A 26,310-nucleotide genomic window follows, 5' to 3' on the forward strand; every position below is an offset into this window, starting at 1 on the left:
CATTGCACGCCATTGCGCTCTATTTTGGCGTCCGACAGCGTTCGATGCGTGGTGTAGGCGCAACAACCGGATCGCGCTGCCGGCCACGCCCGAGACCGTGGCCGATTATCTCGACGCGCGGGCCGGGAAGGGGAGCCGGCCGGCCTCGCTATCCCGCTACAAGGCGTCGATCGCCAAGATCCACCAGCTGCTCGAGCTCAAGGATCCGACGCCGGCGCCGCTGGTGAAGCTGCGGCTCCAGACGGTGCGCCGCGAGAAGGGGGCTGCGCAGAAGCAGGCGCGGCCGCTGCGGTTCAAGGGCCCGGTGCGCGACGTCGAGCGCGACAAGGCGCGGGGGCTCAACATCCGCGCGCTGCTCGAGAGTTGTGGCGAGGATCTGCCGGGGCTGCGTGATCGGGCGCTGCTATCGGCCGCTTATGACACCGGGCTGCGCGCCTCCGAACTGGTGGCGGTCGCCATTGAGCATATTGAGGAGGCGATCGATCCCGAAGCGCGGCTGCTGCAGATTCTGCGTCATAAGGGCGATCAAGACGGGGAGGGGGCGACCGCCTACCTCAGCCCGCGCACCGTCGCGGCGATCGCGGCGTGGACCGAAGCGGCGGGGATCACGACAGGGCCGCTGTTCCGGCGGGTGCAGGTGCGGCGCTACAAGGCGCGGGCAGCCGTGCGCGGTCGGCCGATCGACAGCATCTCGGGCCGGGAGACGTGGGATCTGCGCAAGACGCTGTCCAAGCCGGCGGTGAAGGCGCGCGTCGAATATGACATCGGCACCGTGGCGCTGCACCCGGGCTCGATCGGACCAATCTTTCGGTCGATCATCGGCCGCGCGTTCGACCGTGGCGCGCTGCCCGATTTGACGGCGGACGATCTGGCGCGGTTGCTGAAGGGGATCAGTGCGCACTCGACGCGGATCGGGCTCAATCAGGACCTGTTCGCCAGCGGGGAGGATTTGGCCGGCATCATGGACGCGCTGCGGTGGAAGTCGCCGCGGATGCCGCTCGCTTATAATCGCAATCTCGCGGCAGAGCAGGGGGCGGCGGGGCGCCTTATGGCGAAGATTGGCTAGTCATGACGGCCTAAATAGGTCTTTGGATGATGCCGTGCGACCACACGACGGCGGCAGGTAGATCGAGGGATTTGCGCAGCGGCAAGAACCGGAGAAGGGAGGCTGAGCCCCCGGGGTCTTGAGCTACAACGTTAAGCCTAAGAAACGGGCAGGGGCCTGGTAGCGCGTAGTGTATGAGCGAAGCCACCATCGCTCAAACTCATCAGCACAGTCCAATTTCGAAGAGGAAACAAGAAAGTGGTTCCGGAAACGGTATGGATCTTATCCTGTGTAAACGCTCGCGCTAAATGGCGGCGTTCTGATCGCGCTATTTGTCAGTTGCCGGGTCCGATGACGAGGCAATCGCGCGCGGCCTGAACGATGTCAGCGGTGACCTCCTCGACGCGGTTGAGGGTCATGATCCGCCGCATCTGCGCGAACAGGCGCTCCATGAGCCGGAAGTTGCCGCGCGTGATGCGGATCACGGCTGCCTGCGCTTCGATCGCGTCGAGTTGGGCCGGGTCGAAGCTGATCCCGAAATCGCCGGCGTGGGTCGCGAGCAGCAGCCGCATTTCGGTCTCGGTAAGCGGTTTGAACTCGTGGACGAAGCCGATCCGCGAGTAGAGCTGGGCATAGCGGGCGAGGCACTTCTCCAAGCCCGGCATACCCATCAGGATCAGCCCGAAGCCGTGGCGATCGGCCATGTCGCGGAGATGTTCGAGCGACTTTATGGTCAGGCGGTCGGCCTCGTCGACGATGACGAGGGGGCAGGCGATGCGGGCGGCGTCATGGGTGATTTCGTCCTGCGAGCCGCCCGCGACCGTCAGCCGGGCATAGCCCAGCTTAATGAGGTTGAGGCCCAACACCGCGTCGATCGTCTTGGGCGTGTTGCTGACCGACACGGTGTAGAAGACGGCGCGGCAGCGAGCGACCTTTTCGCCAAGGAGCGCGGCAATGGGACGGAGCGCGGCATATTCCCCCAGGTCGGGGAAGCTGGAAAACTCGCGCGCCGATCGCGTCTTTCCGACGCCCGGCCGGCCATGACACACGCCGATATAGCGGTAGTGCGCGCAGGCTTCGGCAAACTCGACGAACCGGGCATGTTCGCGGGTCGCCAGGAACGGCTGCTCGACCAGGAACTCAATCGTCAGCGGCGTAGAGCCGGAGCCCTCGGTAGGTGGTGGGCCGGGAAGCCGTATCCTCTTGGTCGCCATCGAAGGTCTCCGTGGGGGCAGGCACCTGCTTGTCGCGCTCCTTCGCGCCGCGCCGGGCGCGCTGGATCGCGCGCAACGACGGGTGCCCAGCGTGCTCGGAGCTGAGCGCACGGCATACGAACCGGCCCTGGTGGTAGACGTGGATCTCGGTCAGGTCGCGGGGGTCATAGACCGCCTCGACCTGCTCGCCGACGAAGGCCGCGAGCGTGGGTTCGACATAGCGCCTGCCCATCAGACGGATGCCGTCGCGCAGCACTTTACGGGGCTTGGGCACGTGCACGAGCAGCATGTCGAGCTGTTCAAGGCTGTCGGGCATTGCGGGCAGGAACCCGCCCTTCTGCCAGCGCGTGATCGGCGGTTCGCCGGTGCTGCCATGCGGGCGACGATGATAGACGCCGCACACGAACGCCTCGAAGCGGGCGCGCAGCTCGTCGAGCGTGAGCACTGGCGCCGACAGCGGCTTGCCCGCGATCAGGTGGCCGGGCAGGTCGGGCAGGAACATGTCGTTGATGGTGCGGAACAGCCGCTCGATCTTGCCGCGCCCGCGAGGACGCCCCGGCAGCGAATGGATGAGGCGGATTTTGAGGGCGATGCACGCCTGCTCGATATGCTCGGAGATGAAATCCGAGCCGTTGTCGACGTAAAGCTGTTCGGGAATGCCGCTGACGATCCATTCGGGATTGGGCTTGCGCCAGATCGCCTGCCGCAAGGCGAGCGCCGTGTTGAGGGCACTGGGGGCATCGAGGCTGAGGAAGTAACCGGCGATGGCTCGGCTGTGATCGTCAACGATGACGGTCAGCCAAGGACGCACCGGGGTTCCGGCATCATCGAGCACGAGAATGTCGAGAACGGTATGATCGGCCTGCCACATCTCGTTCGAGGTCGCGGCTTCGCGCCGATGCACTAGCTCGTGCTGGTCGCGGTAGACGGCCGGATCGGAGGCTGCGGCGATCTGGCTTGCCGGTATCGCCCTGACGACACGCGCGACGGCCGCATAGCTGGGGGTTCGGTGTCCATGCGCGATGGCGAGTTCCTGCACCTTTCGGTGAATGGCGGCGACCGGGGGTCGCGGGCGCTTGGTGGCGAGAGTGCGGGTCAGTTCGACCAGATGTTCCGGCAGGTGCAGCCTGCCCCGATCGTTGCGCGGCAGACGCGCGAGACCGGCAAGTCCTTCGGCACGGTAGCGCCCGAGCCAGCGCTGCAACGTCCGCTCGCTCAGCGTGCCGGTGCGGGCGAGGTCCGCGAGCGGGATGCCATCGGCGAGGTGCGGTTCAAGGACGCGGTAGCGCTCGATCGCCAGCGGCGGGACAAGCGCCGGATGCGTCACCGCCGACGGTCCGTGTCGCAGGTAAGGAAAACGGAGATTTGCCTGCCCATCGCCATGCGAGTCCGCTCGCGTTGCCAAACCGGCCTGTTCGACGTAAATCTACCCGGTAAAGAAAACTAGGGCAACATAGACCTGCCGATGACGACTTTCTTCCCAAACCGCGCCCGATCGGGGCGCCACCGGCCCTACGCATGAAAATCGGTTACGCCCGCGTATCGACCGCCGAGCAGAACCTGGACCTCCAGCGTGATGCGCTGAAGGCTGCCGGCTGCGAGAAGGTCATCACCGACAAGGCCTCCGGGGCGACTGCCGCTCGCCCTGGATTGGAAAAGGTGAAGGAGCTGCTTCGCGCCGGCGACACACTGGTGGTCTGGCGCCTCGACAGGCTCGGCCGCTCGCTCCGTGATCTGATCGGATGGATGACCTACCTCGACGAGGAAAAGGTCGGGCTGCTGAGCCTGCACGAGGCGATCGACACGACCACCACGTCGGGCAAGCTTACCTTCCACCTGTTCGGGGCATTGGCGGAGTTCGAGCGCAACCTGATCCGCGAGCGGACCCAGGCCGGTCTCACCGCAGCCCGCGCTCGCGGCAAGAAGGGTGGCCGGCCGGCCGCACTCGGCAAGGACAAGCGCGACCTGCCCGTCAGGCTCTACCACGAGAACACGATGCCGATCGCCAAGATTTGTTCGATGCTCGGCATCTCCAAGCCAAAACTCTACGCCTATGTGCGATCGGCCGAGACCAAGCCGGTAGCCGCGTAGCGACGCTCGCCGACAAATAGCGCGATCAGAATGCCGCCACTTAGCGCGAGCGTTTACACCGTTCGCGGTCCCGATCGGCCCAGCGTCCCCCGGAACCGTTCGTTATCGGGAAGGCATCTAAGCGGTCTGCACCATCCTTCATCTAAAGTTCTCCAAGCGCTTCTGAGGATTTTCGGGCGCACCAAAAGCACTTGCTCCTCCAGTGGCTGGAGCATGTAACCGCAATTTGCTCTCCTGCGGACGGGGGGCTGGAGGTGGCTTTTTGACGGCCCGTGTTGAAGCAATCGGTATGTCTCGACGCTCATTAGTGGCGCGGCTGGTGGCCTGTGGAACCGGCTTGGTGCTCGGTTCTCCAACGCTCGCGCGACAGACTTCCCGGTCTGCGGGCTCGTGGAACTTCGGTGCGGCTCACCTCGAATGGGAGCCGCTGGAAGTCGGCACGGGTGATACCCTCCTTGTTTCGGCACAAGTGCGCGGAGTGCCGGTGCGGGCGGTGCTCGACAGTGGCAGCGGCGCGTCGATCATGAGCACGGCGCTCGCGGCGAAGCTCGGCTTGAACGATGGTGAGCGGCGCATGATTAGCGGGCTGAGCGCCAAGGCCCCGGTGCTGCTGGTCCGCGACATCGACGTACAGCTCGCCCGCGAAACCCGTCGCTTACCCTTTGCCGTCGTTGGTGATCTGAGTTCAGTGTCGGCGGCCTTCGGACGACCGATCGATATCCTCCTCGGTGCCGATATGTTCACGGGTAGCTGCATCGCGCTCGATTTCGCGAAAAGGCGTATGGCGGTCGTCAAGTCAGGCACGTTTCTCGCCGGTCCCGACTGGCGCGCTGTCGCGCTCGGGCGCGGTGCCAAGCAGGAGCTGTTCATTCGAGCTTCCGTCTCGGGTTTGCCTCCCGTGCCCTTGATGATCGATCTTGGCAGCTCGGCCGCGCTGATGCTCTCGTCGGCCTATGCCCGCGATCAAGGGCTGTTGAACGGGAAGCTCGTCTCGACCGCGGCGATCGGCGGCGTCGATGGTGTGCGTATCAACGATGCTTTCACGATCCAGAACATCAACATCGAAGGGCTTGGCGTCTCGAACGTCCCCACACTCGGGATGAGAGCTTGGCTCTCCACCAGCACGGTTGGCAATGTCGGCCTACCGCTGATCGCTCAATTCGACGTGGTGTTCGACGTGACCGCCGGATTCGTGTGGCTCCGGCCACTCGGTCCTCGTCGTCGCCTGCCGATGCTGAAGGACCGTAGCGGCCTTGGCCTCGCAGCCTCACCAACGGCGCTCACCGTTGTTCATGTGGCGGCGAACAGTCCCGCGGAAAAGGCTGGCTGGGCGGTCGGCGACCGGATCGTGGCGGTGAACGGCCATTCGATCGATGCGAACTATACGCGTGGGGAGCTCTGGCAAGTGCGCTCCCGGCCTGCTGGCACCCTCGTAAAGCTGACGATGGCCTCGGGTGATGTGCGCGAGCTCAGGCTGGCCGATTATTATTGATCGGCTTGAGGGTGGCCTTTGCCGATCGCCTTCATGATCCGACAATCGGCCATGCGCGCCTTGGTGCAGCTCTGGCTGAGCATTGCCAACTCATCCCGCAACACCGCGAGTTGCGCCAGTCTCTCCTCCACATCCTTGAGGTGCTGAGCAGCGATAGCTGAGGCGGCACCACAATCCTGGTCCGGGTTCTGCGCCAGCCCCATCAACGAACGGATCTCGTCGACGGAGAAGCCAAGCCGGCGACCGTTGCGGATGAAGTGCAAACGCTCAATGTCACTGGCATCGTAGGTTCTGCGACCCGACGCCGTGCGAGGGGCGGATCGGAGCAACCCGATCGACTCATAAAAGCGGATCGTCGTCACCTTCGTCGAGGTCTCGCTGGCGAGCTGCCCAATCATCACCGGCTTCATCATGCCATCCTTGCTTATGCGAACGTGTCGCACATTTCGCTTGCTTCTACAGCGACTGGAGGTGGTAAGGAAGGCCGCATGAATGCTTCTACCGAAAGCTGCGGGTGCCACGGGGAGCCCGCGCGCGCGCAAACCGATCCGGCCTATCGCCGTGCGCTGCTGACCGTCGTGGTGCTCAACCTCGGCTTCGGAGTCGCCGAGCTGTTCGGCGGGTTCATCGCCGATAGCCAAGCGCTGAAAGCGGATTCCCTCGATTTTCTCGGGGACGGGTCGATCAGCCTTATCGGTCTTCTCGCGCTTGCCTGGTCCGCACGGGCGAGGGCAAAGGTCGCGCTGACGCAGGGGTTGTTTCTCGGTGCGCTTGGCGTGGGCGTAATCGGTTTCGCGATTTGGCGCGCCCTGAACGCAACCGCGCCCGATGCCGAACTGATGGGCACAATCGGCGTTGTCGCGCTCGCGATCAATGTCGTGTCCGCCTTGGTGCTTGCGCGTTTCCGGGAAGGGGACGCCAATGTTCGCGCGATCTGGCTGTTCAGCCGCAACGACGCGCTCGCCAACGTGGCGGTGATCGCCGCGGCCGGTCTGGTGGCGTGGACAGGAAGCGCCTGGCCGGACCTCGCCGTCGCCGGCCTCATCGCCCTCCTGTTCCTCCACTCCGCTTATGAAATCGTCACTGGCGCTCGGCGCGAATTGGGAGAGCGGTAGTGCGTCTGCTCGCGTTGATCCGGGCAATGCTCTCGTTGCGGCTGCTCTCCGCGCTCGCGGCGCTGCTGATCCCTGCTGCGGCAATCGCCGAACCCGGCGACGTGCAAACCGCATGGCGGCTGCTCGACTATATGGCCGTCGATTATGGCGGCGCGGTCGCCAACGGTCGGATCAAGAGCACGTCGGAATATGCCGAGATGACGGAGTTCGCCGCGTCGGTCTCGACACGGCTTCAGGGCCTGCCGGCGAAGCCGGAGCGTCAAGCCCTCATCCAGCGGGCTGCCAACCTCCAGGCGGTGATCGCGGAAAAGGGACCGACTGAACAGGTGGCAACATTGGCGCACGGGCTCGCGGCCGATCTGTTGCGCGCCTACCCGGTGCCGCTCGCGCCCGATAAGGCTCCGAACCTCGTCTCCAGCGATGCACTGTTCCGACAATCCTGCGCGTCCTGCCACGGGATGACGGGCAACGGCCGTGGCCCTGACGCCGCCAAGCTCGCTACGCCCCCGATTGCTTTCACCGATGCCGAGCGCGCGCGCCAGCGCAGCGTGTTCGCGCTCTATCAGGTGGTGACGCAAGGCATCGACGGGACCGCGATGCAGAGCTTTGCCGATCTGCCCAACGATCAGCGCTGGGCGTTAGCATTCCGAGCCGGGAGCTTCGCCTTCACGGATGCGCAGGCGCGCGAAGGCGAGCGGCTTTGGAAATCCGACCCGACCCTTCGCCGGCGCATTCCGGACCTGAAAACCCTGGTCGCGCTCACCCCGGCCGCGCTCGGCGCGGCGATCGGCGACGCCAAGGCTGACCCAGTGCTCGCGTTCCTGCGTCGTCATCCCGAACAGGTGATACAACAGGCTCCCGGCTCGCTCGCGGTCGCCCGCGCCAAACTCGCCGAAAGCGTGGCGGCTGCGCGGCGCGGCGATGCGCGCATGGCGAAAGAGCTGGCGCTGTCGGCCTATCTCGATGGGTTCGAGCCGATCGAGCCAACACTCACCGCGCGCGACGCGACGCTGATGGGTCGAATCGAGGGCGCGATGGGGGAGTTCCGCGCCTCGATCGACCGGGGCGCGTCGCCCGATGATCTCGCGGAGAAGGTCGCAGTACTGGGCGGCCTTTTCGACGATGCGGAAGCGGCGCTCGCGCCTGATGCCGCCACCGAAGCGTCCACGTTCCTGGGCGCGTTCACGATCCTGCTGCGTGAAGGGCTCGAAGCCCTGCTCATCGTTGTCGCCATGATCGCGTTCCTGCGTAAAGCCGAGCGCGGCGAGGCGCTGCGGTACGTGCATGGCGGCTGGGTCAGCGCGATCATCGCGGGCGGGATCACCTGGGCGGTCGCCACCTATGCGATCGGGATCAGCGGTGCGAGCCGGGAGCTGACGGAAGGGTTTGGCTCGCTGTTCGCCGCGGTCGTGCTGCTCTCGGTCGGGATTTGGATGCACGGCAAGGCGCAGGCCGATCAGTGGCAGCGCTATATTCGCGAGAAGATGTCGCGGGCGCTCTCGGGCGGGTCGGGCTGGTTCCTGTTCGGGCTGGCGTTCGTCGTAGTTTATCGCGAGGTCTTCGAGACGATCCTGTTCTATGCCGCGCTTTCGGCGCAAGGTGACAACGGGATGCTTCTCGCGGGGGCCGGGTCGGCGATTGGACTGCTCAGCCTGATCGCTTGGGCCATGCTTCGCTACAGTCGCAAGCTGCCGATCGCGCAGTTCTTCCGCTATAGCTCCTGGCTCATGGCGGTCCTGACCGTCGTGCTGGCGGGTAAAGGCGTCGCCGCGCTCCAGGAAGCCGGCCTTATCAACATCGCACCGCTCGCGGACGTGCCACGGCTGTCGATGCTCGGCGTGTTTCCCACTTGGCAATCGGTGCTGGCGCAACTCCTGATGGCGGTCGCCATTGCGGTCGGGTTCGCCTGGAACGGGCGCGACCGATCCCGCTCGGGTTCCGGCTCAGTGACCCTTGGTTCGAATTAGTGCAATGACATGAAAACCCTTCCGTGATAGAGGCAAGCTAGTGCGAGCCTTTTTGCCTTTCCTGACATGCCTGATGCTGGTCCTGACCAGCTTCTCCGGCATGGCCCATGCCGCCGATCTGGCGGGGGGAAGCATCGCGGGCGTTGAGTTCACGGTCCATACCGCCGGTGACATCGATCAGGTGCCATCGGACTCGGACAAGAATGTCCCGCATCATCACAATTATTGTCACGGACACGACGTCGGCGCGCCTGCGCGCACGACGATGGAATATACCCCCGTCCTCACAGTGCCCAAGCCGACAATCTCCGCCTCTGCGTCGCTCGACGGCCGCACCGGCATGGTCCATTTGAGGCCCCCCCAAGCCTGACGTCCGATTTGGGCGTGCGTTGGCGCGCCCCTGTCGATCATCGTCAGGAGTCCTATTTTCATGAATCGTATCCTCGCGGCCATGCTGGCCGCAGCGTCTTGCGCCACGATGGCGCAGGCGCAGGTCGGACCGTCCGCGCCTGTTGCGCAGGATGCGCCGGTCTACACGCTTGACCAAGCGGTCAGTGCAGCGGGCGGTTCGGCCCCTGCTGCGGAAGCGGCGACAGCTGGAATCGACGCGGCCCGTGCAGGTCGCACAGTCGCCGGCTTGCGGCCCAATCCGGTGGTTCAAGGCCAAGTCGAGAATGTCATCGGCTCCGGGCCGTATCGGGGGGTCCGCAGCGCGGAAACCACGGTCGGCTTTGCGATCCCGATCGAGCTAGGCGGCAAGCGCGGCGCCCGCGTCGCGGTCGCCAATGCGCAATTGTCCCGGGCCGAGATCCAGGCCGCGATCATCGCGGCGGATGTCCGGCTTCAGGTAACGCAGCTCTATGTCGAAGCGGTCGCGGCCGATCGCCGGGTAATGACAGCCCGCGATCAGGCCCGGATCGCCAGCGATGCGCTGCGGGCCGCGAGCGTTCGCGTGCAGGCAGGGCGGGCATCGCCACTCGAGCAACAGCGCGCGGATGTCGCGCGTATCAATGCCGACGCCAATGTGGAGCGGCAGCTTCGCTTGGCCGAGGCGGCCCGCGCCAATCTGGCGCGTCGGATCGGACGGCCGATCGACGGCCTGCTCGATGACACGCTGCTCGATCGCCTTCCCGATGTGAACGTCTATGGGCCGTTGGCACCGGTCAACACGACCGGCACACTCGCGCTGGCGGCAGCCAACGCGGATTTCTCCATTGCCGAAGCCGGCGTGCGGCTCGCGCGCGCCAATCGCGTGCCTGACCTGAACGTCGGGCCGTCGATCCGCCGCCTGGAAGCGACCAACGACATGGCGGCGGTGTTCAGCGTGTCGATCCCGATCCCGGTGTTCAACAATGGTCGCGCCGCGATTGCGCAGGCGACCGCGCAGCGGACCCAGGCGGATGCGCAGCGCCGCGTGACCGCGCTCGACATCGAACAGGCGATCACGGACGCGCAGGCGCAGGCGGCCAATGCCGCAACGACGGCTCGTGCGGCGTCGGGGCCGGCGCTGGCGGCTGCACAGGAGGCCGCCCGCATCGCGCGGATCGGCTATCGCGAGGGCAAGTTCGGCCAGCTCGAATTGCTCGATGCTGAACGCACGCTCGCCGAAACGCGGGTCGCCGCGATCGACGCGCTTGCCAATTACCAGAATGCCCGCGCGCAAGTGGAGCGACTGACCGCTCGTGCGCCCAATGGGGGGAATCAGTGATGAAGAGCTTTTATCTCGCGGGCGCGGCGTCGCTCGCCCTGCTCTTGGCTGCCTGCGGCGGCAAGGATGGCGGAAACGAGGCAACTGCCGAAGGCGCAGCTGCCAATGAGACGGCAGCGGGCACGGAAAAGGGCGGTGCTGAAGGCGGTCATGCCGGTGAAGGCGTCGTCACATTGGGTGCCGACCAGATCGCCACAGCGGGCGTCCAGGTCGGACGGCCGATCATCGGCGGGGCCGGGACGATCGAGCTGCCCGCGATCATCGAGGGCGACCCACAGGGAACGCAGGTCGTCTCGGCCGCAATTGCGGGACGCGTGGTCGCGCTCACCCGTAACCTCGGCCAATCGGTCGGACGCGGCCAGACCATTGCGGTCATCGAAAGCCGCGAGGCGGCGCAGATCAAGGGCGAGGTCGAGGCGGCGCGGGCGCGGCTTCAGCTCGCTAATTCGAACCTCGCGCGCGAACAGCGGCTGTTCGCGCAGAGAGTCTCCCCTGAACAGGATCTGATCGCCGCCCGCACAGCGGCGACGGAGGCGCGGATCGCCCTGACGCAGGCGCAGAGCATGGTTTCGGCGGCGGGTGTCGGCGGCGGCGGGCTCAACCGGCTCGGCATTGCCGCGCCGATCTCGGGCCAGATCATTGCGCGCCCCGTGACGCTGGGACAAACGGTCGCGGCGGATGCCGAACTCTATCGCATCGCCAACCTGAGCCAGGTGTCGATCGCGCTTAATCTCAAGCCCGAGGATGCGGGCCGGGTGCGTCCCGGCAATACGGTGCTGGTGAAGGCGGCAGGCCGTCAGGCGACCGCCCGCGTGACCTTCGTGTCGCCGGCGCTTGATCCGCAGACGCGGCTCGTGCCTGCGCTCGCCACCCTCGACAATCGCGGTGGCGAATGGCGGGTCGGCGAGCCTGTGACGGCAGCCGTGCAGCTCACGGGCAGCGGCGGGAGCGGGGCGGTCCGCGTGCCGACGACGGCGGTCCAGAGTTTCGAGGGCAAGTCGGTCGTGTTCGTGCGCACGCCCACCGGCTTCAAGGCGACCCCGGTCCAGCTCGGCGATGCGTCGGGCGACACGGTGATCGTCCGGTCGGGCCTGACCGGCAACGAACAGATCGCCACCACCGGAAGTTTCACGCTCAAGGCCGAGATCGGCAAGGGCGAAGCGAGCCACGAGGATTAAGCCATGATCGCCCGTATCGTAACCTGGGCGGTCGAGAAGCGCTGGCTAGTCCTGCTCCTCACCGTCATCGTCGCCGCCATCGGCGCCTTTTCCCTCTACCGGCTACCGATCGACGCGGTGCCGGACATCACCAACAATCAGGTCCAGATCAACGTCCGCGCGCCTGCCCTCTCGCCCGAGCTGGTCGAGAAGCAGGTGTCGTTTCCAATCGAAACCGCGCTCGCCGGCACCCCCGGCCTGGAATATACGCGCTCGTTGAGCCGCAACGGCTTCGCGCAGATCACGGCGGTCTTTTCGGACGCGACGGACATCTATTTCGCCCGCCAGCAGGTGGGCGAGCGTCTGCGGGGCGTGCAAGAGAATCTGCCCGACGGCGTGAACCCTGAAATGGGTCCGATCGCGACAGGCCTGGGCGAGGTGTACATGTACACCGTTCGTCTCGATCATCGCGAGGACGACAAGCACAAGCCCGGTGAACCGGGCCAACAGCCCGATGGCAGCTACATCACGCCAGAGGGCGAGCGACTGACGACCGAAGAGGACAAGGCGACCTACCTGCGCACCGCGCAGGACTGGATCGTGACGCCGCTTCTGAAGACCACACCGGGCCTCGCCGGTGTCGACTCGATTGGCGGTTACGCCAAGCAGTTCCTCGTCGTGCCCGACGTGCAGAAGCTGGCCTCGCTCGGCATCACGCTGACGGACCTGGGAAATGCGCTGGAGCGCAATAACACCAGCGTCGGCGGTGGCTTCGTCAATCGCAATGGCGAAGGTCTGGCTGTTCGCTCGGATGCGCTCGTTCGCAATGCCAGCGAGTTGGCCAGGACCGTGATCGCGACACGTAACGGCGTGCCGATCACGGTCGAACAAGTTGCGACTGTGAAGACGGGTCAGGCGATCCGCATGGGTTCGGCATCGGAGAACGGTACCGAAGTCGTCGTCGGCACGGCGATCATGCGGATCGGCGAGAACAGCCGCATCGTGTCGACCGCGGTCGCTGAGAAACTGAAGACGATCAACGCTTCGCTGCCTCCTGACGTCGTAATTCAGCCGGTGCTGAACCGCACCGAGCTGGTCAATTCGACGATCAAGACGGTCGCGAAAAACCTGTCCGAAGGCGCGGTGCTGGTCATCGTCGTGCTCTTCCTGCTGCTCGGCAACTTCCGTGCGGCCCTGATCGCGGCGTTGGTCATCCCGATCACCATGATGCTGACAGGCTTTGGTATGCTGCGCGCTGGGGTCTCGGCCAATCTGATGAGCCTTGGGGCTTTGGACTTCGGTCTGATCGTCGACGGCGCCGTCATCATTGTCGAAAACGCGCTGCGCCGGCTTGCCGAGCAACAGCATCATGAAGGCCGATTGCTCAGCGTCAAGGAACGGCTCGCGACCGTGGCAGCCGCTGCGCGTGAGATGATCCGTCCCTCTGTGTACGGGCAGGCAATCATCATCCTCGTCTACGTACCGCTGCTCACGCTGACCGGCGTGGAGGGTAAAACGTTCGGACCGATGGCGCTGACCGTCATCATCGCGCTCGCCTTCGCCTTCATCCTCTCTCTCACCTTCGTGCCGGCGATGATTGCGATCTGGCTGTCGAAGAAGGTCGAGGAGAAGGACGGCCGCATCATCACGTGGCTGAAGAAGCGCTACGAACCCGGTCTCGACCGGGCCATGAAGCGCCCGACGCTGACGATCGGTGCGGGTGTGGGAAGCCTTGTGGTGGCGGCGCTTGCTTTCACTACGCTCGGCTCGGTGTTCCTGCCGCAGCTCGACGAAGGCGATTTGCTGATCCAGTCGCTCCGCATTCCGGCAACGTCGGTCCAGCAGAGCCAGGCGATGCAGGTGCCGATCGAGCGGATGATGTCGAAGCAGCCGGAGGTGCAATTCGTCTATTCCAAGACGGGCACCGCCGAGCTGGCGGCCGACCCGATGCCGCCGAACGCGACCGACATGTTCGTCATCCTGAAGCCGCGCAAGGATTGGCCGGATCCTGAGCTTCCCAAGGAGGAGCTGGTCAGCCGGATCGAGGGTAATCTCGCGAAGATTCCGGGAAATGCCTACGAGATCACCCAGCCCATCCAGATGCGCTTCAACGAGCTGATCGCCGGCGTGCGCGGCGACATCGCGGTGAAGGTGTTCGGGGACGACTTCAACCAGATGAACCGGACGGCCGAGCAAATCGCGGCGGTGCTGCGCAGAACGCAAGGCGCAGCGGACGTGAAGGTGGAGCAGACGACCGGTCTTCCCATGCTCGACATTCGCGTCAACCGCGACGCGATGGCGCGGTTGGGCGTTACGGCTCAGGATGTGCAGGACACCGTGACTGCGACGATCGGCGGGCGAACATCGGGCCAGATCTTCGAGGGCGACCGTCGCTTCCCCGTGGTGATCCGCCTGTCGGAGGCGCAGCGTGCCGACATCGGCCTGCTCCAACAGGTGCAGGTGCCGGTGGCAGGCGGCGGCTATGTACCGCTGTCCAGCGTCGCCGAGATCAAGGTGGTCGATGGTCCGAACCAGATCAGCCGCGAGAACGGCAAGCGGCGCGTGGTGGTGCAAGCCAACGTGCGTGGCCGCGACGTCGGATCCGTCGTGGCGGATGCGCAGGCGGCGATCGGCAGCCAACTCCGGCTGCCTGCCGGCACCTATCTCGAATGGGGCGGCCAGTTCGAGAACCTCCAATCGGCAAGCGAACGGCTGAAGCTGGTCATTCCGGCTTGCTTCATTTTGATCCTGCTGCTCCTCTACGGGGCGTTGGGATCGGTCCGCGACGCCGCGATCGTGTTCACCGGCGTGCCTTTCGCGCTGGTGGGCGGCGTCCTGTTGCTGTTCCTGCGGGGCATGGACTTCTCGATCTCGGCGGCAGTGGGCTTCATCGCCCTCTCGGGCATCGCGGTCCTCAACGGCCTCGTCATGGTCAGCTCGATCCAAGATCTGATCCGATCAGGGATGAGCCGCGAGGAAGCCGCGCATGTTGGCGCGATGCAGCGTCTGCGACCCGTCATCATGACCGCGCTAGTCGCCAGCCTCGGCTTCGTGCCGATGGCGCTGGGCGAAGGCGCCGGCGCAGAGGTTCAAAAGCCTTTGGCGACGGTCGTCATCGGCGGTCTGATCTCGGCGACGCTTCTTACGCTGTTCGTGCTGCCGACACTCTATGCCCGGTTCGGGCAGAAAGTGATCGAGAAACCCGAGCACTACAATGAGGAGCATGAAGGGGACGACCACGGTCAGACCTTCGTGAACAACTTGGCCTGATGGATGGGCGGGGCGATCCGCGATCGCCCCGCCCATCTCTGGGAGATGGGGATATGCCTCGCACCATAACCAGCTCGATGCTTCACGGCGGGCCACTGCGCATCTGGTCGGCACTCACCGATCCGGATCATCGCCGGGCGTGGAGTCCGCTCGTATTTCTCGATGATCCGTCCCGGCTCGGCGACACAGAATGCACCTTTGCGATCCAGGGCATCACCCGGCCAATTCGGACGCCAGCACGGATTGATCGATTCGATAAACCGCACGCCTTCGCTTGGTCCTGCGGCATCCCCTATCTGTTCACGCTCGAAGAGCGGTACGAGCTGGCGGGGGACGATGGCGGCACCAGGCTAACGCATAGCTGCACGCTGCGCGGGGCGCTCTCCCTGCCGTTCGCGGCGATGATGTTGCGCCGCCTGCGATCCCTGATGGTCGAATCTGACGATCGCCTCGCAACCTATCTCCGCTGGCGGGTAGGTCAGCCTGCCCGGGCTATCAATCGTCAGCGCGTCCCCTTCCGCTGCAGGAGGAAGGCGCGATGATGATGCACTGTAAGCGGGTGCTGCCCGCCGTCATCCTCGTTGTCGGGCTCGCGGCGTGCTCGGAAAGAAAGCCGCCAGCCCCGCCAACGGAGCAGCAGATCCATTCGTCCGACAGCGCCGTGGCGACCGGGGAAATGGGGCGGCATAGATATCGCTGTTCCGACGGGGAACCGCTGTTCGTCGATTACAAGGACAACGGCCTGCAGATCGATTTGCGGCGCTCCAACGGGGGACCGCCGATGATGCTGACCGCGCCAGCGCAGGGCCTGCAATATGTCGGCGAAACAGCCACCGCGACCTTCAAGGGGTCGCAGCTCACCATCGTGGAAGGCGATGGCCGTACCCGGATCTGCGAGCAGGAAGGCACGCGATGAACTGCCCTGCCTTCGAACGCCACAGGGCGCTTCGTCGGAAGAGACCGATGTCTGACACGTCGATTTCAAATGTGACAACCTTGTGCGGCCTGAATCGGGCCGGTCTGGCGATCGCGCGCCTCGGCGTCGTTCTCGTCTCCGGGGCGGTTATAGGGGCGTGTAATCCAGCGCCGACCCAGCCTACCGAGCCGGCGCATGAAAAGCATCTGACGTCGAAACTAATCGCGCAGCGCATCATGTACTGCGACGACGGCACACGCGCCGATGTCGACTTCATCGATGACGGCTTGAAAATGGCCGTCACCTGGCTGCCGAAGGGCAGGACCGAGATCCTGCGCGCGCAGCGAACCGGTGACGAGTTTCGCGGCGACCATTCGCGGGCTGTCGTGGCGGGCGGATCGATCGCGTTCACGCGACGCGGGAAGATCCGCGTCTGCCACCGAACCCCGGAGGAGTCCTAGGAAATGCAGGCACTGCTCTATACGCTTGCGCCTGTGCTGGCGGTCGTGCTCGGCGCGATTGTCGCGAGCCGCACCAAGTTGAAACCTGGCCTCGTGGCGGGCCTACAGCATCTCGCTGCCGGCGTCGTGTTCGCGGCGGCAGCGACCGAAATCCTGCCGCAGGTCAAGCATGAGGCATCGCCCAGCGCGACGTTGATCGGCGGGGCGGCGGGCGTCGCGACCATGCTGGGGCTCAAGGCTCTTGAGGCCCGCTTCAAGGGGCCGATGGCGCTACTCGCCGCGATCGGCATCGACATTCTGGTCGACGGCCTGGTGCTCGGCCTCGCTTTCGTGGCGGGCGAGAAGGCAGGTCTCCTGCTGACGATCGCGCTCACTCTGGAAGTGTTATTTCTGGGACTGACGCTGACCGACGAGCTGGCGGAAACCTATCGCTCGCGCTTGCGCATCATCGTGATCGTCTCGGCATTGGCCCTGCTGCTGCCGATCGGCGCGCTCGCTGCCGTGCCGGTCGCCGCGCTGTCGCCGGTGATGATCGCCGGCTTCCTCAGCTTCGGGCTGATGGCGCTGCTCTACCTCGTCACGGAGGAGTTGCTGGTCGAGGCGCACGAGAAACCCGACACCCCGCTCATCAGCTCGATGTTTTTCGTCGGCTTCCTGGCCCTGCTGACACTTGAGGAGATGATGGGATGATCCCGGGCAACGACAACAATGGCGGGCAGGAGCGCCGCACACTGTGGATCGTCCTGCTGCTGAACGCGGCGATCGCTGCGGGCTTCTTCGTTTCCGGCTTCTTCGCGGACTCGAGCGCGCTGATCGCCAACGGCGTCGACAACCTGTCCGATACGGCTGTGTATGCGCTGAGCCTTGTGGCGCTCACCCGGGGCCAGACATGGAAGACACGCGCCGCGGTCGCTTCGGGCGTCATGCTGCTGATCTTCGCGGGCGGCATCTTGATCGATGTCGGACGGCGCTACGTGCAGGGCAGCGAGCCCATCGGACCTACCATGATGGTCATGTCCGCGATCGCCGGCGTCGTGAATTACCTCTGCCTGCGGCTGCTCCAGCGCCTCAAGGATCCGGACGTCAATCTCCGGGCCGCAACCACCTTCAGCTTCAACGACTTCATTTCCAACGGCGGCATCCTGATCGCCGGCGTGCTGGTGCTGTGGTTGGGTACCAATTGGCCGGACCTGCTGGTCGGCTTCGCCACCGCCATCATCGCCATCAAGGGCGGTGTCGAAATCCTGCGCGACGCGCGCGCCGAAACCAAGAAAAGCGAAAGGAGGTCGTCATGAACGACAAGCTCGAACTCGACATTCCAGTGTTGTTGCCGGACCTTCCTGACGCGGCCGATGCCTGCCTGGACCGTCTCGTATCAACCCTGTCAAAGCGCGAAGGTGTCGAGCGGGCGCATGTGATCTGTCTCGACGGCAACACGCCAGCGGCGCTGTGCATCCATTTCGATGCCGCCAAGCTGCCGCTGCCACGGTTGCGCGAAATGGTGCGCGCCGCAGGTGCCGAAATCACCGAGCGCTACGGCCATGCGATCTGGCAGGTGACGGGGATCAACCACGAACGTCGGGCGCGCACGGTCAGCGATGCGCTGTGCGCCTTGCCCGGCGTGGTCCAGGCAAGCGCCAGCACCAGCGGGTCTGTCCGGGTCGAATATGATCGCCGCGAAACCACCGAAGAGGAGGTGCGCGCTGCGCTTCGCAAGCTGAAGGTGAGGGTGGGCAAGCGGGTCGCTGCCGATGAACATGCCGGCCACGACCACGGCCCCGGGGGCCACGGCGCGGGCGAAGAGAAGCACGGCCCCGGCGATGGCCACGACCATAGCCACGCCGAATTTCTCGGCCCCAATACCGAGCTGATCTTCGCGCTCGCCTGTGGCGCGCTGCTGGGGATCGGCTACGCGATCGAGAGGCTGGTCGCTGGCGCGCCCGAATGGCTGCCGACCGCCTGCTATATCGCAGCCTATTTCTTCGGCGGATTCTTCACGCTGCGCGAGGCGATCGACAACCTCCGGATGAAGAAGTTCGAGATCGACACGCTGATGTTGGTCGCTGCGGCCGGCGCCGCTGCGCTGGGCGCATGGGCCGAAGGTGCGCTGCTGCTGTTCCTGTTCAGCCTCGGCCATGCGCTTGAGCATTATGCAATGGGCCGCGCCAAGAAGGCGATCGAGGCGCTGGCGAAGCTCGCGCCCGAAACCGCGACCGTGCGACGCGGCGGGCAGACCAGCGAAATCCCGGTCGAGCAGATGGTCGTCGGGGACATTGCCATCGTCCGCCCGAACGAGCGCCTGCCTGCCGACGGCTTCGTCATCAAGGGCACCAGCGCGATCAACCAGGCCCCGGTCACGGGTGAAAGCATCCCGGTCGACAAGGTGCCGGTCGCAGATGCCGCAGCGGCACGCGCCAAGCCCGATGCAGTCGACGCGGAAAGCCGGGTTTTTGCTGGTACGATCAACGGCGGCGGCGCGATCGAGATCGAGGTGACACGCCGTTCCAATGAAAGCGCGCTTGCCAAGGTCGTGAAGATGGTGAGCGAAGCGGAGACGCAGAAGTCGCCGACGCAGCGCTTCACCGACCGGTTCGAACGGATCTTCGTGCCCGCCGTCCTGGTCCTGTCAGTGCTCCTGCTGTTCGCATGGGTGGTCGTCGACGAGCCGTTCCGCGACAGCTTCTATCGCGCGATGGCGGTGCTGGTGGCGGCAAGCCCGTGCGCGCTCGCGATCGCAACGCCGAGCGCGGTCCTGTCGGGCGTTGCCCGTGCAGCGCGGGGCGGCGTGCTCGTGAAGGGCGGTGCACCGCTCGAAAACCTCGGGTCGCTCAAAGCGATCGCTTTCGACAAGACGGGCACGCTGACCGAAGGTCGTCCGCGCATCACTGATGTCGTGCCCGTCGATGGCGCCGATGAAGGCGAGTTGCTGGCGCTGGCTGTCGCCGTCGAAGCGTTGAGCGACCATCCCCTGGCCCAAGCGATCGTCAAGGACGGCCGCGAACGTCTGAACGATCGTGCCGTGCCGACTGCCGGCGACCTCAAGAGCCTGACCGGTCGGGGCGTCACCGCGAGCGTGGATGGCGAGACGGTGTGGATCGGCAAGGCCGAGATGTTCGGAAGTGAGGGCATTCCGGCGCTGGGGCAGGGCGCGCAGGACGCAATCGCGAAGCTGCGCGAGAACGGCCGCACGACAATGGTGGTCCGCAAGGGGGACCGCGACCTGGGCGCGATCGGCCTGATGGACACGCCTCGCGAAGCTGCCAAGACCGCGTTGCGTCGGCTGCACGAGATGGGCGTGTCGCGGATGATAATGATCTCCGGCGATCACCAGAAAGTCGCCGAAGCGATCGCCGACGAAGTCGGGATCGACGAAGCGTGGGGCGACCTCATGCCCGAAGACAAGGTTGCCGCGATCAAGAAGCTCGCCGGCGAAGACAAGGTCGCGATGGTGGGCGACGGCGTGAACGATGCGCCGGCGATGGCAAGCGCCACGGTCGGCATCGCGATGGGCGCGGCGGGGTCGGACGTTGCGCTGGAGACAGCCGACGTGGCGCTGATGGCCGACGATCTGGCGCACCTGCCATTCGCAGTCGGTCTTAGCCGCCATACCCGTGGAATCATCCGGCAGAACGTCTTCGTCAGCCTGGGTGTGGTCGCCTTCCTGGTGCCTGCTACCATCCTCGGCCTCGGCATTGGGCCAGCGGTGGCGGTTCATGAGGGATCGACGCTGCTCGTCGTCATCAATGCGCTCAGGCTGCTCGCCTACCGCGATCCGGCAGGGAAGGCGGCATGAAGTGGCTGATCGCCTTCGACCTCGACGGCACGCTTGCCGAGAGCAAGCGGCCGTTATCGGAGGATATGGCCGCAATCCTCGCCCGATTGCTCGCCATCACGGATGTGGCGGTGATCTCGGGCGGGGACTGGCCGCAGTTCGAAAAGCAGATCGCCTCGCGCCTTCCTGCCGGCGTCGCGCTCGACCGTCTCTGGTTGATGCCGACCACAGGCACGAAACTCTATCGGTTCATCAATGGCGCTTGGCGCGCGGTCTATGCCGAACTGTTCGACGACGCGGAGAAGGCGAAGATCCGCACGGCCTTCGATCAGGCGCTGACCGATGCCGGTCTCGCCGACGAACGTATCTGGGGCGAACGGATCGAGGACCGGGGCAGCCAGATCACCTTTTCGGGCCTGGGGCAGGCAGCGCCGCTGAAGGAAAAGGAAGCGTGGGATCCTGACCGAAAGAAGAGGACCGCGTTGCAGGCCACGTTGCGCGCGAAGCTGCCGGAGCTCTCGATCAATCTCGGTGGCACGACATCGATCGACGTGACCAGAGCAGGGATCGACAAGGGCTATGGCCTGAAGCGCCTGAGTGCCGAGAGCGGTGTCCCGCTCGACGGGATGCTGTTCATTGGGGATGCGATATTCCCCGGTGGGAATGACTATCCCGCTGCTGAAATCGGCCTCGACACAGTGAGGGTGCGCGACGTCGCGGAAACCACCGCCGTCGTGACCGCCATCATCGCGTGTCTGCACCGATAGGATCAAGATACATGGTCGGCTCCATCGCGGAATGCCGCATTGTCAAAGCTCTGGCTTCTGTCGCTTAGGGCAGCGCTTCCTAAAACGAAAAGAAGGCAATGTGCGCGTCTCCGCGAACAAAGCCTCCAGCGATCAATCTAAGAGATTCCGCCGCGCTTCTCAATCGTAGGGGGCGTTTGCGGGAGGGGGCGGAATCCTACGCTAAGGATTTGGGCCAGCGATATTCCCCGGTTAGATTGATGTGTTCCTATCCCAACGGCGAGACGTGGGCGAGTAGATCAGGCGCGATATGGGTACCGCTGGCGGCCCGGGTATTGACGACCTCGCCGAGCTTCATGGTGTTCCAGAATATGATGATGGCGGCGAGCAGGTTCATTCCGGCGATGCGATAGTGCTGGCCTTCGCCGGATCGATCCCGGATTTCACCTCGGCGGTGGAAGCTGATGGCGCGCTTTAGGGCGTGGTGGGCCTCACCCTTGTTGAGGCCGATCTGAGCCTGGCGCTGGAGGCCGGCATCAAGAATCCAGTCGATCATGAACAGGGTTCGCTCGATGCGGCCCACCTCTCGCAATGCGAGGGCCAGCTCATTCTGGCGCGGGTAAGAGGCGAGCTTGCGAAGAATCTGGCTGGGGGCGACGATCCCCGCTGCGATCGTCGCCATGATGCGCAGGATGTCGGGCCAGTTGCGCTCGATGAGCGGTTCATTGATCTTACCTCCGACCAGCGCTCGCACATTGGCCGGCGTCGCGTTGGGCGTGAAGGCATAGAGTCTTTTCTGAGGGAGATCGCGGATACGGGGGGCGAACCTGTAGCCGAGCAAGGCGTCACCTCAAGGTTTGTTCGCCAGACAACGATTTCTCGGACATAAGCGGAACATGGGCTACGCTACACGCTTCAACCGCGCCATTGGCTCGTTGAGTGGGTGGAATTCACCTGCTGGAAGTCGCCTGGCCTGCTCCCAGAGGTAATCGCCGGTCAGACTGATGTGCGCCCAGCCCATCGGAGAAAGGTGCGCAAGCAGTGCCGCATCGAACGTCGTGCCGACAGCGTTGAGGTGCTGGGCGGCCCGGTCGAGATAGACCGTGTTCCAGTAGGAAATCGCCGCAATCAGCAGGTTCAGCCCAGATGCGCGAAATTCCTGATTTTCCAGCGAGCGATCGGTGAACCGACCCTGCCGGTTGGTATAGATGGCGGCGGCAAGCGTGTGCCTCGCCTCGCCTTTGTTGAGACCGGCCTGACAGGCACGTCGCAGTTCCGGTTGTTCAAGCCAATCGAGCGTGAACAAAGTGCGCTCGATACGGCCCAGTTCAGCCAATGCAAAATCCAGCCTGTTCTGGCGTTTGTAGGCGGCAAGTTTTCGCAAGATTACTGACGGCGCCACCGTGCCATCCTTGATTGAGGCGACAATCCTGACGATGTCATCCCAATCGGCCTCGATCGCTGCCGTTTTGATGGTGCGGCCCATCAGATTTTCGATGCCCTTGTATGTCGATGGCGCAGCGATCGAACCCAGCTTGCGGTCGCCAATATCGCGCAGCCGTGGCGCGAAGCGGAACCCGAGTAGGTGGCAGAGTGCGAAAACATGATCGGTGGCGCCGCCAGTATCGGTATAGTGCTCATGCAACGGAAGGTTGCCGGCGCCCAGGACAAGCCCGTCGAGCACGTAAGGCGCTTCACCTGCCGTCGCGGACATGATCCGTGATCCGAATGATGCGAAGTGATCGGAAAGGTGAGAATAGATTTTCACGCCAGGTTCGGCGCCATATTTGGCATTGACGTCCGCCGCCCCTGAACGGCTCCGCCCCGACCGGAAGAACTGGCCATCGGACGACGAACTGGTGCCAGCGCCCCAATGCCGCGCGAAGGGTAATTCGTGATGGGCTGAGATGATCATGGCCAGCGCGGCCTGATAGTTCTCGGGTGAAAGATACCAGTTGTGGGTCCATGCGAGTTGGGCATAGCTGACGCCTTCGCTGGCATTGGCCATCCGCTCCAGCCCGAGGTTGGTGCCATCAGCCAGAATTGCGGCGAGTACCGTGCTGGGGTTGTCGTGCTCCTTGCCTGAGCGCAGGTCACGGAATGCGTTCAAAAAACCAGTGCGTTCGGCGACTTCAAGCAGCAGCTCGGTGATGCGCACGCGGGGAAGCAGGGTATCGAGCTTGCGATCGAGGGCTTCAGCTTCCGGTGGGGTGACAGGCGGCATTTGCTGAAGCTTGAGCCGGTCTCGTTCGAGCGACACTCCCTCAAGCTTGTTTGTTTTCAACTGCTTGGCAAATCGGCGCAGCCGCCAGTCAAGATTTCGTGCCCGGTCAGCGAGGTAGGATGCAGCATTTGAATCGAACGGAAGCACATCCGCCACTTTGGCGGCGTCGCGCCGACCCAGCAAATAGGCATCGAAGCGCTGATAGTTGCGGGTTCCCTCGATCCATACATCACCGGCGCGCAAACGATCACGCAAGGTTGCCATGATCGCAATTTCATAACGTCGGCGGTCGATACGGCCGCTTTCGGTGATGAGACGCTTCCACTGCCGATTGGGGAATGGCAGTGGAACGCCATCGGGAAGGTCGCGCGACTTTCGTGTGTTCGCATCGCGAATGACATCGATGGCTTTGATCAGTGCCGTCCCTGTTCCAGACGCCTTGAAGGTGAAGGCGTCCAGAAATGCCGGGCTGAAACGCCGTAGCGTGGCGTAACGCTCGGTTGCCGTTACCAGTGCGTCCTCGCCGGCAAGATCAGCAAGGGCATCTACTTGGGCCTTTGCCGCAACAAGCCGGTGCCAGCCCACCGCTTCGTCAATCAATTCGAGCGGATCGCCGCCATTCTGGACAGCCTCATCAAGTGCTGTAATCGTGGCGCCAAACAGCCGCATGAGTTGCCCCACCGACTGAATACTATCTTGGTAGCGACGCTCGCGCCCACGCCGCGCGCGCGTGAACATGCCGCCGATAAGTCGGTCAAACATTTGGATCGCGGCATCGGCAAGTCTGGCCTCAAGGTCGATCACTGCGGCCGTCAACGTCGCCCGCCTGCGATTGACGCTGTAATCCGAAAGCAGGAATGCCGGTGCCACGCCGCCCTCGCGGACAAATTGGGCAAAGCGGAATTCCGGAATGGCGCCCCCAACTACCGGGTGGATACCTATGCCGCGAACATAGCGCAGGCGCTCAAGCAAGCCATTGATATTGGCCGCAGTCGGGGCTTCTTCGAAATTACGCAACCACGCCAGCGGTGTCATGCCGAAATCCGGGTTGTTGATTACGAGTTCGTCTAGCCGTGTCAGTTCAGCAGAGCTGAGGCCTTCGACGATTGCGGCTGCGGCAGCTTTGCGTGCGCGTGCCCGGCCAGCAAGACCGGCGCGTTCCAGTGTGTCGCCTGACGGAAGAATGAACCGCTCACCCTTCAGGCCAACCATGAGGGCGCGAACAATCGGTTCACCTCTGTCTGTATACTCGGCGGCTTGCGCGGCAAGATTCAGGGCAAGTGCCAGGTCGCCGCGTCGAAACGGGCGTATGCCAAGATAACGCGCCACGAGATCGGCATGATCGGTACGGGTTTGCGCGCGCTGACCATATGCAGAGAAGGAGGAAGGATCGACGAATAACTGTGCCGCGAGGTACTGAAGAATGACGTCGGGAAGCCCGATCTCGGGTTGCAGACCAAAGCCGGGATGTCGCATCAAAGCGATTTGTGCAGCCAGACCGAGGCGATTTGCTGGACCATAGCGGCGCCCAACCAATTCAACATCTTCCGCAGAAAGGGTATAATGCCCAATGATCGCGGTTTCTTGGACAGGAGGATCGAACAGGCGCCGGCGCTCGTCTCCGGTCAGAAGTCGGCGTCGTGCCATTTTGCTCTCCCGCTGAGGCGAATAACAAAATTGACACCAAAGCGGCTTGCACTGGAGGGAGGCCATTCGTTGCCGGTTGATCCCCGAGCAATCACCCGGCGCAGCAAGACAGTTTGGCGACATCCTTATCAAACGTTTGGGCCGCCAGTTTGAGGCCTTCCACAGTGGTCAGGTAAGGAAATATCGTTGCACCCAATTCCAGGGTGGTCATGCCGTGTTTGATCGCCAGCACCAGTGTCTGGATCGAATCCGCGCCTTCGGGTGCCATGATCTGGCCGCCCAGCAAACGGTCGTTCGCCTTGTCGGCAATCAGTTTGATGAGACCCCGCGTATCGCGTGCTGCCAGTGCCCTTGGCACAGCATCGAGCGGGAGCAGCGAAACCTTGATGTCCAGGCCTTGCGCCCGTGCTGTCGTTTCAGTGAGGCCGGCGCTGGCGACTTGCGGGTCGGTGAAGACGACGGATGGCATGGAGGAATTGTCGTAGCGGTATTGGTTGCCCGTCACCGCGTTGCGCGCGGCCAGTTTTGCGCCATAGGCGGCCATGTAGACGAACTGGTCCCGTCCCGTTACATCGCCCGCCGCGTAAATGCCTGGAACCGACGTTTCGAGGTGGTCATCGACGACGATTCCACCATTACGGGCAAGCACTATGCCGCGCTCCTCCAGCCCAAGCCCGTCGCTATTGGGTCGGCGTCCGGTGGCGATGAGCACCTGTTCCGCCGCGACGGTGTCACAATGCCCCTCGCAGGTCAATTCGACCCCGCTCTGTGTTTGGGCGATACGCTGATAGCCGACACCTGCGCAAACCCGCACGCCCTCGGCTTCCAAATAGTTTTTCAGCGCGGCACTCACTTCCGGGTCCATTTCGGGGAGCAGGCGGCTTCGGCAGCAGATGGTGACATCAACGCCCAGACGCGAAAACATCTGTCCCAGTTCTACCCCGATCACCCCGCCACCGATCACCAGCAGCGATTTGGGCAAGCGATCCAGCGCCAGCGCCGATGTGCTGGTTAGGTAGGGCACGCTGTCCATCCCCGGAATCGGCGGCACGGCGGCGTGCGCACCCATCGCCAATATGACCTTGCCGACCTTCATGGGCGCATCGCCGACAATCAGCGCACCATCGGCAAAGCGTGCCTTGCCCTCGATATAGCTCACACCGTCATAGGCGGGCAGCAGATCGACATATTTTTTTTGGCGCAGCGTCGTGACAAGATCGTCCTTCGACGCCGCCAATACGGACCAGTCATCCATCTGGACAGCGCCCCCAAGGCCGGGAAAGCGCGCGGCGGCAAGCCCACCATGCACCGCTTCGGCGGCGCGGATCAGCGTCTTGGAAGGAACGCAGCCAACATTGACACAGGTGCCGCCAATCGTGCCGTGACCGACGAGCGCCACTTTCGCGCCCAGATCGGCAGCGGCGATCGCGGCGGAGAACCCGGCAGAACCCGCGCCGATGACGGCCACGTCAAATCCTTCCTGCC

21 protein-coding genes and 2 pseudogenes are annotated in these 26,310 nt (G+C 64.2%); 16 read left to right on the forward strand and 7 right to left on the reverse strand.

The window, feature by feature from the left end; translation table 11 throughout:
• Position 1: 1 nt before the first annotated feature.
• Positions 2 to 1,066, forward strand: a complete 1,065-nt coding sequence (locus ACFFJC_RS17015) for a site-specific integrase (protein WP_379488690.1) — start codon at positions 2 to 4, stop codon at positions 1,064 to 1,066.
• Between the two features lie 314 nt (positions 1,067 to 1,380).
• Here ACFFJC_RS17015 and ACFFJC_RS17020 read toward each other — a convergent pair whose 3' ends face one another.
• The 3 genes and pseudogenes from ACFFJC_RS17020 to ACFFJC_RS21310 form a co-directional block, all read right to left on the reverse strand.
• A complete protein-coding gene (locus tag ACFFJC_RS17020) occupies positions 1,381 to 2,259 on the reverse strand; it encodes an AAA family ATPase (protein ID WP_379488691.1) in 879 nt (292 codons plus the stop codon).
• On the reverse strand, positions 2,186 to 3,298 hold the full coding sequence (locus ACFFJC_RS17025; RefSeq protein WP_241527248.1) for a TnsB C-terminal domain-containing protein: 1,113 nt from the start codon (positions 3,296 to 3,298) through the stop codon (positions 2,186 to 2,188). The genes ACFFJC_RS17020 and ACFFJC_RS17025 overlap by 74 nt, the downstream gene beginning before the upstream one ends.
• A gap of 138 nt (positions 3,299 to 3,436) precedes the next feature.
• Positions 3,437 to 3,586, reverse strand: a pseudogene (locus tag ACFFJC_RS21310) (Mu transposase C-terminal domain-containing protein); the annotation flags it as partial.
• Positions 3,587 to 3,777: 191 nt separating this feature from the next.
• Here ACFFJC_RS21310 and ACFFJC_RS17030 point away from each other — a divergent pair.
• Together ACFFJC_RS17030 and ACFFJC_RS17035 are read left to right on the forward strand one after the other, a co-directional pair.
• Positions 3,778 to 4,350: a recombinase family protein gene (locus tag ACFFJC_RS17030; RefSeq protein WP_009824027.1), complete on the forward strand. Its 573-nt coding sequence runs from the start codon at positions 3,778 to 3,780 to the stop codon at positions 4,348 to 4,350.
• 289 nt (positions 4,351 to 4,639) lie between these two features.
• Entirely contained in the window at positions 4,640 to 5,842 is a 1,203-nt protein-coding gene (locus ACFFJC_RS17035; RefSeq protein ID WP_013039112.1) for an aspartyl protease family protein, read from the forward strand.
• Here the strand turns inward: ACFFJC_RS17035 and ACFFJC_RS17040 are convergent.
• Positions 5,836 to 6,255 carry a MerR family transcriptional regulator gene (locus ACFFJC_RS17040; protein WP_007406847.1) on the reverse strand — a complete coding sequence of 140 codons (420 nt, stop codon included), beginning with the start codon at positions 6,253 to 6,255 and terminating at the stop codon, positions 5,836 to 5,838. The two genes, ACFFJC_RS17035 and ACFFJC_RS17040, sit on opposite strands and share 7 nt — an antisense overlap.
• Positions 6,256 to 6,330: 75 nt before the next feature.
• Between ACFFJC_RS17040 and ACFFJC_RS17045 the strand changes: the two genes are divergently transcribed.
• The 13 genes from ACFFJC_RS17045 (at position 6,331) to ACFFJC_RS17105 (ending at position 20,975) form a co-directional block, all read left to right on the forward strand.
• Positions 6,331 to 6,957 carry a cation efflux transmembrane domain-containing protein gene (locus ACFFJC_RS17045; RefSeq protein ID WP_004212870.1) on the forward strand — a complete coding sequence of 209 codons (627 nt, stop codon included), beginning with the start codon at positions 6,331 to 6,333 and terminating at the stop codon, positions 6,955 to 6,957.
• Positions 6,957 to 8,924 carry a cytochrome c/FTR1 family iron permease gene (locus tag ACFFJC_RS17050; RefSeq protein WP_004212871.1) on the forward strand — a complete coding sequence of 656 codons (1,968 nt, stop codon included), beginning with the start codon at positions 6,957 to 6,959 and terminating at the stop codon, positions 8,922 to 8,924. The genes ACFFJC_RS17045 and ACFFJC_RS17050 overlap by 1 nt, the downstream gene beginning before the upstream one ends.
• Positions 8,925 to 8,997: 73 nt before the next feature.
• The gene (locus tag ACFFJC_RS17055; RefSeq protein ID WP_007406840.1) at positions 8,998 to 9,294 is read left to right on the forward strand and encodes a hypothetical protein; all 297 of its coding nucleotides are present in this window, start codon (positions 8,998 to 9,000) and stop codon (positions 9,292 to 9,294) included.
• Between the two features lie 60 nt (positions 9,295 to 9,354).
• On the forward strand, positions 9,355 to 10,632 hold the full coding sequence (locus ACFFJC_RS17060; protein WP_013039111.1) for a TolC family protein: 1,278 nt from the start codon (positions 9,355 to 9,357) through the stop codon (positions 10,630 to 10,632).
• The gene (locus tag ACFFJC_RS17065) at positions 10,632 to 11,810 is read left to right on the forward strand and encodes an efflux RND transporter periplasmic adaptor subunit (RefSeq protein ID WP_004212877.1); all 1,179 of its coding nucleotides are present in this window, start codon (positions 10,632 to 10,634) and stop codon (positions 11,808 to 11,810) included. The genes ACFFJC_RS17060 and ACFFJC_RS17065 overlap by 1 nt, the downstream gene beginning before the upstream one ends.
• 3 nt (positions 11,811 to 11,813) lie before the next feature.
• Complete coding sequence (locus ACFFJC_RS17070) at positions 11,814 to 15,059, forward strand: efflux RND transporter permease subunit (RefSeq protein ID WP_004212878.1); 3,246 nt, start codon at positions 11,814 to 11,816, stop codon at positions 15,057 to 15,059.
• Between the two features lie 53 nt (positions 15,060 to 15,112).
• A complete protein-coding gene (locus ACFFJC_RS17075) occupies positions 15,113 to 15,601 on the forward strand; it encodes an SRPBCC domain-containing protein (RefSeq protein WP_013849881.1) in 489 nt (162 codons plus the stop codon).
• On the forward strand, positions 15,598 to 15,975 hold the full coding sequence (locus tag ACFFJC_RS17080; protein WP_009824022.1) for a hypothetical protein: 378 nt from the start codon (positions 15,598 to 15,600) through the stop codon (positions 15,973 to 15,975). The genes ACFFJC_RS17075 and ACFFJC_RS17080 overlap by 4 nt, the downstream gene beginning before the upstream one ends.
• Positions 15,976 to 16,022: 47 nt before the next feature.
• Positions 16,023 to 16,436, forward strand: a complete 414-nt coding sequence (locus ACFFJC_RS17085) for a hypothetical protein (RefSeq protein WP_004212881.1) — start codon at positions 16,023 to 16,025, stop codon at positions 16,434 to 16,436.
• A 3-nt stretch (positions 16,437 to 16,439) separates the two neighbouring features.
• A complete protein-coding gene (locus ACFFJC_RS17090) occupies positions 16,440 to 17,126 on the forward strand; it encodes a ZIP family metal transporter (protein ID WP_004212882.1) in 687 nt (228 codons plus the stop codon).
• Positions 17,123 to 17,731 carry a cation efflux transmembrane domain-containing protein gene (locus ACFFJC_RS17095; RefSeq protein WP_004212885.1) on the forward strand — a complete coding sequence of 203 codons (609 nt, stop codon included), beginning with the start codon at positions 17,123 to 17,125 and terminating at the stop codon, positions 17,729 to 17,731. The genes ACFFJC_RS17090 and ACFFJC_RS17095 overlap by 4 nt, the downstream gene beginning before the upstream one ends.
• Entirely contained in the window at positions 17,728 to 20,229 is a 2,502-nt protein-coding gene (locus tag ACFFJC_RS17100) for a heavy metal translocating P-type ATPase (protein ID WP_004212886.1), read from the forward strand. Before ACFFJC_RS17095 ends, ACFFJC_RS17100 begins: the two co-directional genes overlap by 4 nt.
• Positions 20,226 to 20,975, forward strand: a complete 750-nt coding sequence (locus ACFFJC_RS17105; RefSeq protein ID WP_004212890.1) for an HAD-IIB family hydrolase — start codon at positions 20,226 to 20,228, stop codon at positions 20,973 to 20,975. The genes ACFFJC_RS17100 and ACFFJC_RS17105 overlap by 4 nt, the downstream gene beginning before the upstream one ends.
• Before the next feature lie 247 nt (positions 20,976 to 21,222).
• Here ACFFJC_RS17105 and ACFFJC_RS17110 read toward each other — a convergent pair.
• The 3 genes and pseudogenes from ACFFJC_RS17110 to merA all read right to left on the reverse strand — a co-directional run.
• Positions 21,223 to 21,798, reverse strand: a pseudogene (locus ACFFJC_RS17110) (Tn3 family transposase); the annotation flags it as partial.
• 57 nt (positions 21,799 to 21,855) lie between these two features.
• Positions 21,856 to 24,825 (reverse strand): Tn3 family transposase, encoded by a 2,970-nt coding sequence (locus tag ACFFJC_RS17115; RefSeq protein ID WP_014072601.1) that lies wholly within the window; start codon positions 24,823 to 24,825, stop codon positions 21,856 to 21,858.
• A gap of 91 nt (positions 24,826 to 24,916) precedes the next feature.
• Positions 24,917 to 26,293 carry a mercury(II) reductase gene (gene merA / locus ACFFJC_RS17120; protein ID WP_021222959.1) on the reverse strand — a complete coding sequence of 459 codons (1,377 nt, stop codon included), beginning with the start codon at positions 26,291 to 26,293 and terminating at the stop codon, positions 24,917 to 24,919.
• Positions 26,294 to 26,310 lie beyond the last annotated feature (17 nt).

Origin of the sequence: Novosphingobium soli (genome assembly GCF_042432915.1) — a bacterium.
Taxonomy (GTDB): domain Bacteria; phylum Pseudomonadota; class Alphaproteobacteria; order Sphingomonadales; family Sphingomonadaceae; genus Novosphingobium; species Novosphingobium soli.